At 36.2% G+C, this 12,217-nt stretch carries 6 protein-coding genes; 5 read left to right on the plus strand and 1 reads right to left on the minus strand.

What is annotated here, in order from left to right:
• The first annotated feature begins 29 nt into the window (after positions 1 to 29).
• On the plus strand, positions 30 to 344 hold the full coding sequence (locus BW936_RS18455; RefSeq protein ID WP_076551172.1) for a DUF3467 domain-containing protein: 315 nt from the start codon (positions 30 to 32) through the stop codon (positions 342 to 344).
• A 32-nt stretch (positions 345 to 376) separates the two neighbouring features.
• On the opposite strand, the gene BW936_RS18460 is transcribed toward BW936_RS18455, so the two are convergent.
• Complete coding sequence (locus BW936_RS18460; RefSeq protein WP_076551175.1) at positions 377 to 1,966, minus strand: peptide chain release factor 3; 1,590 nt, start codon at positions 1,964 to 1,966, stop codon at positions 377 to 379.
• Positions 1,967 to 2,328: 362 nt separating this feature from the next.
• Here BW936_RS18460 and BW936_RS18465 point away from each other — a divergent pair, with 362 nt between their 5' ends.
• The 4 genes from BW936_RS18465 to BW936_RS18480 all read left to right on the plus strand — a co-directional run.
• Positions 2,329 to 5,643 (plus strand): Ig-like domain-containing protein, encoded by a 3,315-nt coding sequence (locus BW936_RS18465; protein ID WP_244156274.1) that lies wholly within the window; start codon positions 2,329 to 2,331, stop codon positions 5,641 to 5,643.
• A 13-nt stretch (positions 5,644 to 5,656) separates the two neighbouring features.
• Positions 5,657 to 6,610: a PorP/SprF family type IX secretion system membrane protein gene (locus BW936_RS18470; RefSeq protein WP_076551181.1), complete on the plus strand. Its 954-nt coding sequence runs from the start codon at positions 5,657 to 5,659 to the stop codon at positions 6,608 to 6,610.
• A 15-nt stretch (positions 6,611 to 6,625) separates the two neighbouring features.
• Positions 6,626 to 8,566, plus strand: a complete 1,941-nt coding sequence (locus BW936_RS18475; RefSeq protein WP_076551196.1) for an OmpA family protein — start codon at positions 6,626 to 6,628, stop codon at positions 8,564 to 8,566.
• A 1,021-nt stretch (positions 8,567 to 9,587) separates the two neighbouring features.
• Positions 9,588 to 12,217 (plus strand): beta strand repeat-containing protein (locus BW936_RS18480; RefSeq protein ID WP_143744222.1); only part of this gene is annotated, 2,630 nt, incomplete at its 3' end.

Consider the following 12,217-nt stretch of genomic DNA (forward strand, 5'->3'; position numbering starts at 1 on the left):
GGGGGTTATTTTTTTAATAAAACTAAAGTATGAGTGACAATAAAAATCCGAATCAAAAACAAATTAATATTGAATTGGAGGAGAAGATGGCAGAGGGAATTTACTCTAACCTCGCTATCATTAATCATTCAGTTTCTGAATTTGTAGTTGATTTTATTAGTATGATGCCAGGAGCTCCAAAGGCAAAGGTTAAGAGTAGAATTATCCTAACTCCGCAACACGCTAAGAAATTTTTAAAAGCATTAAATGATAATGTGCAGCGGTTTGAAAAAGCTAATGGAACTATAAAAGATTATGAACAACCGTCAATACCAATAAATTTTGGTCCGACAGGAGAAGCATAAAAAAAGCCCAACTTTTAAAGTTGGGCTTTTTTTTAATCAAATTCTGAAGTGAAATGTAATTTTACCGAGGGGTATTTTTGCTGAGTCATTTGCAAGGAGAATTGAGAATCTGCTAGAAATACCAATTGTCCCTTTTTATCCTTTGCCAAGAATTTTTGTTTCACACGTTCAAATTCTTTAAACTCATCTGTCTTCCTATTTTCCGTGCCTACCCAGCATGCTTTATAAACATTAAAGTTTTCATAACTACATTTGGCTCCGTACTCATGCTCAAGTCTATATTGAATAACTTCAAATTGTAAGGCACCGACCGTCCCTATTATTTTTCTACCATTTAATTCTAGGGTAAATAATTGGGCTACACCCTCATCCATTAATTGATCAATACCTTTATTAAGCTGCTTGGACTTCATAGGGTCAGCATTATTGATATACCTAAAGTGTTCTGGAGAGAAGCTAGGAATACCTTTGTAATGTAGGCTTTCTCCTTCTGTTAGTGTGTCTCCAATTTTAAAATTACCTGTATCGTGTAAGCCTACAATATCACCAGGATAAGAAATATCTACAATTTCTTTCTTTTCGGCAAAAAATGCATTTGGACTGGAAAACTTCAATTTTTTTCCATTTCTAACATGTAGGTATGGCTTGTTTCGTTCAAAAGTACCAGAAACTATTTTGATGAAAGCCAATCTATCCCTGTGCTTGGGATCCATATTTGCATGAATTTTAAAAACAAATCCGGTCATTTCCTTTTCATTCGCTTCTACTAGGCGTTCTTCTGATTTTTTTGAACGCGGGGTAGGGGCTATTTGCACAAAACAGTCTAATAATTCCCTAACTCCAAAATTATTTAATGCAGATCCAAAGAATACAGGTTGTTGGTCACCTTTAAGATATAGTTCTTTGTCAAAACTTGGGTATACACCCCAAACTAACTCCAAATTATCTCTTAATTCAGATGCGGCTTTACTTCCAATTATTTTATCTAATTCAGGATTGGCAACATCATCAAAAGCAATAGTTTCCTCAATGTTCTTTTTACTATCACCGCTAAATAGGTTGATGTTTTTTTCAAAAATGTTATAGATACCTTTAAAATCGTAACCCATACCTATAGGAAAACTCAAAGGAGTTACGGAAAGGCCTAATTTTTGTTCTAATTCATCTAATAAGTCAAAAGCATCTTGCCCTTCTCTATCTAGCTTATTAATGAAAACTAACATAGGTATTTTACGCATACGACAAACTTCAACTAATTTTACAGTTTGCTCTTCAACTCCTTTTGCAACATCGATAACAACAATTACACTATCTACCGCAGTTAAGGTTCTAAACGTATCTTCTGCAAAATCTTTATGACCAGGAGTATCAAGAATGTTGATTTTTTTATCCTTATAGTTAAAAGCAAGAACAGAAGTCGCCACAGAAATACCTCTTTGCCTTTCAATTTCCATGAAATCACTGGTTGCAGATTTTTTTATCTTATTGTTTTTAACTGCGCCAGCTTCTTGAATTGCACCACCAAAAAGTAGTAATTTTTCAGTTAAGGTAGTTTTACCAGCATCTGGATGTGAAATTATACCAAAAGTTCTTCTGCGTTCTATTTCTTGCTTAAAAGTCATATACAAAATTTGTGCAAAAGTAAGGTAAATTCAATTCTTAACATTTAAGATTTAAAATGATAGTTTAGGGGCTGATGATAAAACCAATTGCTTCTTTTGCATGTTAAGATTGTTAATTTTAATATCATAGTCTTTTATGAAGATTTACTCGTACATATAAAATAACGTAGAATTTCACGTGTAATTGAACAAATATGTAAGTAGCTTATCTAGTGAATTTCATGGTTAATCGAAAAAGAATTTGTGTTCAATCAATTATAATTTATCTTAGCAACGTTTTAATAAGACTGCCCCACTTTCTTATGAAGAACCTTTAGAAAACACTACCATATGCCATGGTGATTAGTAAAACACTAACACTTATGGGTAAAATTACTTTTGCTATACGTTATTTTTTATTGAAAGACTTTTGTCTTTTTCTTGCAATATTTTTAACGTTATCATTTTCTACTAATAATAATCTTACATCTCATTCTATAAACGTGTACACTGTTGATACAGACGGTGATGGCGTTTTAGACTCCATTGACATAGATGATGATAATGATGGTATTATTGATTCAAAAGAAGATAAGAATGTAGATGGAGATGATGATCATACAACTAGTCCTACGGATACAGATGGTGATGGTGTGCCAGATTATTTGGATATAGATTCAGATAACGACGGTGTGCTTGATAATTTGGAAGGGCAAAATTTTCATACCTATAAGCCTAAATCCGGTTTTGATACGGATGGGAATGGATTAGATGATGTTTATGAAAGTTTTCCAGGTAGAGGTGAAGGCGTAAAAGTAAATGATAGGGATGGTGATGGGAAGCCTAATCATCTTGATATTGACACGGACAATGATGGAATTCCAGATAATGTAGAAGCACAGAGCACTTCAGGTTATGTGTCTCCAAACCTAGATAGTAGCGCTACTTATATTTTAAATCACGGTATTAATAGCGCATATATTGGTGGGTTAACACCGGTTAATACCGATGGTACGCCACCTCCAAATAAACCGGATTATCAAGATTTTGATAGTGATGATGATTTGGTTCCGGATAATAATGAGGGCAATGATTTTAATTTTGATGGAGTCCCCGATCAAAGCTATACAGGTATTGATACGGATGGGGACGGCCTGGACGATGGTTATGAAGGCTCCGATATCAACGATGGTTTCGATGTCAACGATGAGATAAACGATCCAGCGAACGATCTGCCCGATACAGATGGTACGGAAGATGTTAACTACCGTGACCTTGATGATGATGGCGACGGGATAGATACTCCGGACGAGGATGCGAACAATGATGGCGACCCTACCAATGATGATACCGATAATGATGGAACACCGGATTACTTGGATGTTGATAATACCCTTGGCCCTGATACCGATGGAGACGGAGTTCCGGACAGTACAGACCTGGATGATGATAACGATGGTATATTAGATAGTGTAGAAGATCCTAATCTTGATAAGGATGATGATCCGTTGACCGATCCGTTAGATACGGACAATGATGGAAAACCGAACCATTTGGATATCGATAGCGATGATGATGGTATTCCTGATAACGTAGAGGCACAGACGACGGACGGTTACATAGCTCCTAACGATGATGATGCCGTAACATATGCCTATAATGATGGTATCAATAGTGCTTACCCAGATGGCCTTACACCGGTGAATACCGATGGTGCCGATAATAAAGATTATATCGATATAGATAGCGATAATGATTTGGTTCCGGATAATAATGAGGGCAATGATTTCAACTTTGATGGAGTCCCCGATCAAAACTATACAGGTATTGATACGGATGGCGACGGACTGGACGATGGTTATGAAGGCTCCGATATCAACGATGGTTTCGATGTCAACGATGAGATAAACGATCCAGCGAACGATCTGCCCGATACGGATGGTACGGAAGATGTTAACTACCGTGACCTTGATGATGACGGCGACGGGATAGATACTCCGGACGAGGATGCGAACAATGACGGCGACCCTACCAATGATGATACGGATAATGACGGTACACCAGATTATTTAGATCCTGACAGCCCTGGACCTGATACCGATGGAGACGGAGTTCCGGACAGTACAGACCTAGATGATGATAACGATGGTATATTAGATAGTGTAGAAGATCCTAATCTTGATCAGGATGATGATCCGTTGACCGATCCGTTGGATACGGACAATGATGGAAAACCGAACCATTTGGATATCGATAGCGATGATGATGGTATTCCTGATAACGTAGAGGCACAGACGACGGACGGTTATATAGCTCCTAACGACGATGATGCCGCAACATATGCATCCAACGATGGTGTCAACAGTGCTTACCCAGATGGCCTTACACCAGTGAATACGGATGGGGCCGACAATAAAGATTATATCGATGTAGATAGCGATAATGATTTGGTTCCGGATAATAATGAGGGCAATGATTTCAACTTTGATGGAGTCCCCGATCAAAACTATACAGGTATTGATACGGATGGCGACGGACTGGACGATGGTTATGAAGGCTCCGATATCAACGATGGTTTCGATGTCAACGATGAGATAAACGATCCAGCGAACGATCTGCCCGATACGGATGGTACGGAAGATGTTAACTACCGTGACCTTGATGATGATGGCGATGGTATTGATACTCCGGACGAGGATGCGAACAATGATGGCGACCCTACCAATGATGATACGGATAATGACGGTACACCAGATTATTTAGATCCTGATACAGTTCCTATGGAAGATTTAGATGTTATAGATGATATAGTGTCTACACCAATCAACACACCAATAGTAATAGATATTCTGGATAATGATTTTGGTATTCCTACAGATGGTGCATTAACAGTAACTGATCCATTTAATGGAACAGTGGAAATTAACGATGGAGGTACGCCCAATGATATATCTGACGATACCATCACATATACTCCAAATGACGGTTTTGAAGGAACGGAGACTATTGAATATACCGTATGTAATGCAGAAGGTAATTGCGATACGGCTACAGTAACTATTACTGTAGGGGAGCCTGTAGCTCTTGATGTAGTAGATGATTCTGTATCTACCCCAATTAACACAACACTAGAAATAGATATTCTGGATAATGATTTTGGTATTCCTACAGATGGTGCATTAACAGTAACTGATCCATCTAATGGAACAGTGGAAATTAACGATGGAGGTACGCCCAATGACATATCTGACGATACCATCACATATACTCCAAATGACGGTTTTGAAGGAACAGATATCATAGAGTATACGGTATGTAATACTTTGGGTGATTGTGATACGGCTACAGTGGAAATTTTAGTTGTAGATAATGATGCTACAGAAACTGATGATAATCCTATAGAGGTAAATCAAATGGTGACTCCAAATGGTGATGGTAGAAATGAATTCTTATTTATTAGAGGAGTAGATAAAATTCGTAGTAGTAGCTTAAAGATCTTTAATAGATGGGGTGTTGCTGTTTATGAAGGGGAAAATTATAATAATCAAAATAATGTATTTGATGGTAGATCTAGAGGTAGGTCTACGCTAGGGGTAGGAGAATATCTACCAGCGGGCATATATTTCTATGTATTTGATTATGAAACATTTGAAGGAGAGAGTAAAGTTGAAAGTGAATATCTTTATATAAGTAGATAATAGTTTATAAAATATGAATATTAAAAATAAGTTTTTAACCCTATTTGTAGGTTTGCTACTAATGTTTGGTAGTGCTACTGCTCAACAAGATGCACAGTATACACAATACATGTTTAATACCATGAGTGTAAACCCTGCTTACGCTGGTTCTAGGGGTCAGTTGAGTTTAACTGCTTTACATAGGTCTCAATGGGTAGGTTTGGAGGGAGCTCCTTCAACGCAAACGTTTAATATTCAGTCTCCTATTAGAAACAGTAAACTTGGGTATGGAGTCTCTATTGTAAATGATGAAATAGGTGAAGGTGCTGTTCAAGAAACTTATTTTGATGCAGTTATTTCCTATACAATTGACGTGTCTGCCGATGGTAAATTATCATTTGGATTGAAGGCTGGTGGTAATTTAATGAATTTAGACTTTAGTCAGCTTCGTAATTTTGATGACGAAGTTGTTCGTACCGATAATATTGAAAACAGGTTTTCACCGAATGTAGGTATTGGTCTTTACTATCATTCAACTAAGTTTTATGCAGGTCTATCTGCACCGAATTTATTACAGACCGAACATTTTGATAACGCTGAAACAGATGCTAACAGCGTGCAGTTTTTATCAAAGGAAAGAATAAATTTCTATTTAATTACAGGTTATGTGTTTGATTTAAATGGAAATTTAAAGTTTAAACCGGCTCTATTGACTAAAGTAGTCGGAGGAGCTCCTTTACAAGTAGATTTTTCGGCCAACTTCATGTTCAATGAGAAATTTACTTTCGGAGCAGCATATAGATGGGATGCTGCGGTCAGTGCAATGGCAGGATTCCAAATTTCAGATCAATTCATGGTAGGTTTAGCTTATGATAGAGAAACTACAGATCTGGGCGGTACGCAATTTAATGATGGGTCATTTGAAGTACTCTTAAGATATGAATTGGTAAAATCATTTCAAAAATTGGTTTCACCTCGTTTTTTCTAAATGGCAAACTTACATATGAAGTATAAAGTAAATTTTTTAATAGTAGCCTTATTGTTTGTCCAAGGATTGGTTAATGCTCAAGAGCGACTAATTCAAAAAGGTAATGAAAAGTTTGACTCATATTCCTTTAGCCCTGCCATAGATATTTATAAGAAGGTAATGGACAAGGGTTATGTTTCGGCAGACTTATTAAGAAAATTAGGTAATTCATACTATTATAATGCGGACTATACAGACGCTGCAGAAACATACAAGAAATTAGTTGCAGATTATTCTTTAGAGGTTACACCTGAAGATTATTTCAAATATGCTCAATCTTTAAAGACGATAGGGGAGTACGATACTTCTAAATCTATAATGAATAAATTCATCGAAGTAACTAAAGGTGATGGTCGTGCTACTGCATATGATGCTGATCGAGATTTCATGTCAGAGATAAAAGAGAATTCTGGAAGATACAATTTAAGACCTTTTGCGTATAATTCTCCTTATTCTGATTTTGCCCCTTCATTTTATAAGGAAGGGATAATATTTTCATCGGATCGGGATACCGGTAATTTCGCAAGATATCGTCATACATGGAATGCTAAAGACTTTTTAGATTTGTATGAGGTTAACGTAGATAGCGCATCAATGGATAATGTAAAAAAGCTTGATAAAAATGTAAATACACGCTATCATGAGTCAACGTCCGTGGTTACCAAAGATGGTAAAACAATGTATTTTACACGAAACAATTCAGAAAAAAGGAAAACGGTAAAAGATGATAAAGGGATTGTTAGATTAAAAATTCTAAGAGCAGTATTAACAGATGAGGGTATATGGGGAGAGGTAGAAGATTTGCCTTTTAATAGTGACTCTTATTCTACAGCCAACCCGGCTTTAAGTCCTGATGAAAAAACATTATACTTTGCTTCGGATATGCCTGGCACATTTGGCGCATCAGATTTGTATAGGGTTACTATAAATAAAGATCGCACATTTGGTACTCCTCAAAATTTAGGTCCAAATATAAATACGGAAGCTAGAGAAACCTTCCCATATGTAACTTCAGAAGAAATATTATATTTTTCCTCAGATGGGCATCCTGGTTTGGGTGGGTTAGATGTATTTGCTACCAAAATTAAAAGACAGGATTTTACAGGAAAAGTTTTAAATGTAGGTAAACCGATTAATAGTAAAAGTGATGATTTTACTTTTATTTTTAACGAGGAGCAGAGAACAGGTTATATGGCATCAAACCGTGAAGGTGGTTTGGGTTTCGATGATATTTACAGTTTTACGGAAACACGACCTTTGGCTTTTGATTGTCTTCAAAAAGTTACCGGAACGGTTAGGGATAAAATTTCAAATAAACTATTGGTAGGGGCCACAATTAAAGTTATAGATGAAAATAATGAAGAGTTGCTATCGACTATCACTGATTCTGACGGTAATTACAGTTTAGAGCTAGATTGTACTAAAGGAAATTTTGTAAGAGCATTAATGGAAGGTTATGTTCCCTTTGAAGAATATATAGGGATATCTGATGGTAAACCTAAAATTATTGATTTCTACCTTGAAAGAGATAATATCACGGCAGGCTTTGGTGATGATTTGGCAAAACTTCTTCAATTGAGTACTATTTATTTCGATTTCGATAAATATGATATTAAAAAAGTTTCAGAAGTAGAGATTGAAAAGGTAATTGCTGCGATGGAAAAATACCCAAGTTTAAAATTAAAGATAAATTCTCATACAGATAGTCGTGGTCCTGCAGCTTATAATCTTTGGTTATCTCAGAAAAGAGCAGAGTCTACAGTTAATTATATGATTAAAAAAGGGATATCGAAAAATCGATTAGTGAGTGAAGGTTTTGGTGAGAAAAAATTGTTGAACGAGTGCTCTGATGGTGTAAGGTGTACTACGGATAGACATGATGTTAATAGAAGATCAGAGTTTATCATACAAGAATAAAATAATTTCCGTGTCATGGGTTACATAATACTTGAGGTTTTTAACTGAAAAAGCTACTTATGTATTAAATTATTGTGTTTAAGAATTTAATTTTTGAGATGAGCTTAGTAAAACGGACGTCAAGTTTGTAATACTGATAGTGTTTACCTTACAAACAAAAGTTATTTTAAATATCAGTATAATCTAAGCTTTGTTACTTGTTATAAACCTATAATAAGAAATTCGCATAAATTACTGTAGCCCATATAGTTATTGTAAGTGGGGTGTAAGTATGACATACAGTGTAATACCTTCATCAAATCTTAATGCCATTCAGCTTTATTCAGGGAAGAGGCAATTTCCTGCTCCGCTATTAATAACAGAAGCGCTTTCAAAGGAAAGTGAATGTAGACATGATAGGTTGGGAAATCTTGTACTTTAACCAAAAGATAAATCCAGCTGAAACTTTATCGCTATCGCTGATAAGTAATTCAAATTAAAAAGAAGAATACAGAAATTGATTACTCGCTTTCCATGCGAATTCTACCTGTTCGGTTATGCTATTATATGCAGTATACTTTTTTATAGGAGAAAATATAATTACAATGAATATTGTACAGCAATAAATATAACTAATATAATTTTTTTTAAAATCTTATAAGAACAAATTAACTATTATTAATAGGTTTAATCTTTATAAAAAGTAGTATAATTCTTACTAATAATTTATAGGATAAATTCGATATTAAAAGAAAAATTTACATTTTTTTTCTTTCCACTGAAGAGTTTTTAGATGTTCTAATAGGAGGCAAAAGTACCCATTTAATCGTCATTCTTCGATGAATAACCATCTGTTTTTATTTTAAAAAACAAACCTACACCTCACCTTTTTGTGACTATGTAACGTAATTACTTATTTACACAACATTTATTTTAAGGGACACCACTTAAAATGAATATTTGTGCAAAGTGAATACCATTAAATCCTTGATTGTCAAAAATAGATAAGAGCGTTTTGGTATGTGCATATTAATAAACCTATATGACCAACGAATTTTTGAAGGAGGAATTGAATATTAAAAGTATGAAGAGTCAAATTACTACACCCCTAGGTAAATCCATTAAAGGCTTAATGGTATTATTAACTTTGCTGTTATCAGGTATTTCTATAGCACAAACTACTGTGACGTTAGAAGATCAATGTAACTGCGAAGTATTGCAAGGTACAGATATCTCAGCACCTGGAGCTGTTCTACCGACCGGTGCAGATTTAGGGGATTTATATGTAAATACCAATACGGGTACCATTTATTATTGGAACGGCACAACTTGGGAATTAACCTCTACCGATGCTAATACAACAAATGCATCTTTAACCGAAGATGGCATAAATCTTATTTTATCTGATAGTGATTTAAATACTGTTTCTATTCCTTTGGTAGATATTGCGGCGGTTGTAGATACAAATACTACCAATGTGACATTTACAGTAAATAGTACAAACGGCACATTAGACATAATCGATTCTGAAAATAATATTGTTGCTGTCCCTTTAGGGGATATTGCAGCTTTGGTAAATACCGACAATCAAGAAGGTACAGAAGTATTATTGACCAATCCCTTAGATGTGGATGGAGATAGTGTAGATGAAACAACAGTAGAAGAGGCAATAGCGGACATTACAGCTGCCAATGCCCTGGACTTGGATATTGACCCAACAAACGAACTTACTACAAGTGGTGCTGGAGCACCATCATCAGCACCGGCAAACGATAATCCAGGTGTAACGTATTTAGATACGGCAACGAATGAGTTATATGTATATGATGGTACAAGTTGGACTATGGTTACCGACAATCAAATTGCAGGTGAGGTTGACGTGACTCCGGCAGGGAATTTAACAAGTACGGATGTACAGTCTGCGTTAGAAGAATTAGATGCCAATAGTAGTGATAATCAAAATTTAACAGGCGCTAGTTTAAATGGTTCTAATGAACTTCAAATAGATATCCAAAGAGGAACACCTGCTACTGTAGATTTATCATCATTAAGTGAAACCATAGCGGCAGGAACAGGAGCTATTACAGTAACCGATGACGGTAATGGGAATTACACGGTAAATTCTACGGATACAGATGAAGATGAAACAAACGAATTAGCAATACTTGCCGCTGGTGTTCCAACTACAAATGGAACAAATTCCGGTGATACTTATGTAAATACAGATACTGGTCAATTATATGCTTGGAATGGTACAACTTGGCAAAAAGTTGGTGGTAGTGCAGCACCAGATGCAGATCCGGATCCAGAAAATGAACTTTCAGATGTATCGTTAACAGGAACAACTTTAGAACTTACAAATCCTGCATCTGGAGCAACAGGAGTGGATTTGAATAATATGTTCGCTACAGATCAAGAGTTGTCAGATGCAATCACAGCAAGTGAAGCATTGGATTTAGATAAAGATGATCAAAACGAATTACAAGATTTAGAAGATGTTTTAACAAGAAACCCTAGTGCAGGAGGAATTGTTATTACAGATGTAGGTACTCCTGTTAATGCTAACGATGCTGTAAACAAGGCATATGTTGATAACCTTGCTGATGATGATGTTAGGGTAACTAATACAGCTTCAGGAAATAGAATTGCTACAATTTCTGAACCGGGTATTGCGGCTGTAGATATAAATGAATCGGTTACTACTTTAAGTGATGCAGATGCAGATGGTGTTTTTGATTATGTTTCAGAAAATAACACAACCACAAGTTTCGATGGTACTGATGATCAAAATGCATCACAGGTAGATTTAGCAACACCAATAGACGTAGATGGTGATACTGTTAATGAAACAACGGTAGAAGAAGCTATTGCAGATTTAGCAGCTAATAGCAGTGATAATCAGGATTTGGAGCTAAATAGCAGTACCAATATTTTAAGTTTGACTAATGATGCTTCTACAGTTGATTTAAATTCTTACGTAAATAATGATACTAACGAGATTCAAGATTTACAATTAACAGGTGATAACCTGACATTAACCAATGATCCTACTGCTACGGCTATAGATTTATCCGATTACAGGGAAACTGTGGCCGGAGCGGGAGATATCACGGTAACCAATGATAGCGATGGAAACTACACGGTCAATTATGTTGATGGTGATAATGATTCAACGAACGAATTGACACAAAGAGGAATGGGTGGCCCTACAGGAGCACCTGTTGAGGGTACAACTTATGTTGATACTGATTCAGGTCAATTATATGTTTTTGATTCTGGAACATGGCAGCCGGTAGGTGGTAGTGCGGTGCCGGGCGATGCTAGTGATACCAATGAGCTAATTACTTCTTTTGGAGTGGTAGGACCTAACCTAAGGATTACCGAAGCGGGCGATGATTTTGATGTACCGTTAAGTAGTTTAGGAACCGATGATCAAGATTTAGGTCTAGGAACTAATGGAGTAGCGAATCAGAGTGTGGAAGTAACCATTACGGACGGTGCTGCAGCTTTGATAGATATCCGTGATGCGGATAACGATCCAAATAATGAGAACCAGACCGTAAGTGCGGGGACTGGGATTTCGGTTAGCCAAAGCGGAGACGACTTTGCGGTGACCAATACGGCCCCTGACCAAACGGTGGCCCTAACGGATGGTGGAAACGGTAATGTAAC

Origin of the sequence: Maribacter ulvicola (assembly GCF_900155985.1) — a bacterium.
Lineage (GTDB): Bacteria > Bacteroidota > Bacteroidia > Flavobacteriales > Flavobacteriaceae > Maribacter > Maribacter ulvicola.

What these genes read in the sequence shown, in the direction of transcription:
- BW936_RS18455 (WP_076551172.1), top strand. Translation starts at nt 30, where the DNA reads ATGAGTGACAATAAAAATCCGAATCAAAAACAAATTAATATTGAATTG.
- BW936_RS18465 (WP_244156274.1), top strand. Translation starts at nt 2,329, where the DNA reads ATGGGTAAAATTACTTTTGCTATACGTTATTTTTTATTGAAAGACTTT.
- BW936_RS18475 (WP_076551196.1), top strand. Translation starts at nt 6,626, where the DNA reads ATGAAGTATAAAGTAAATTTTTTAATAGTAGCCTTATTGTTTGTCCAA.
- BW936_RS18470 (WP_076551181.1), top strand. Translation starts at nt 5,657, where the DNA reads ATGAATATTAAAAATAAGTTTTTAACCCTATTTGTAGGTTTGCTACTA.
- BW936_RS18460 (WP_076551175.1), bottom strand. Translation starts at nt 1,966, where the DNA reads ATGACTTTTAAGCAAGAAATAGAACGCAGAAGAACTTTTGGTATAATT.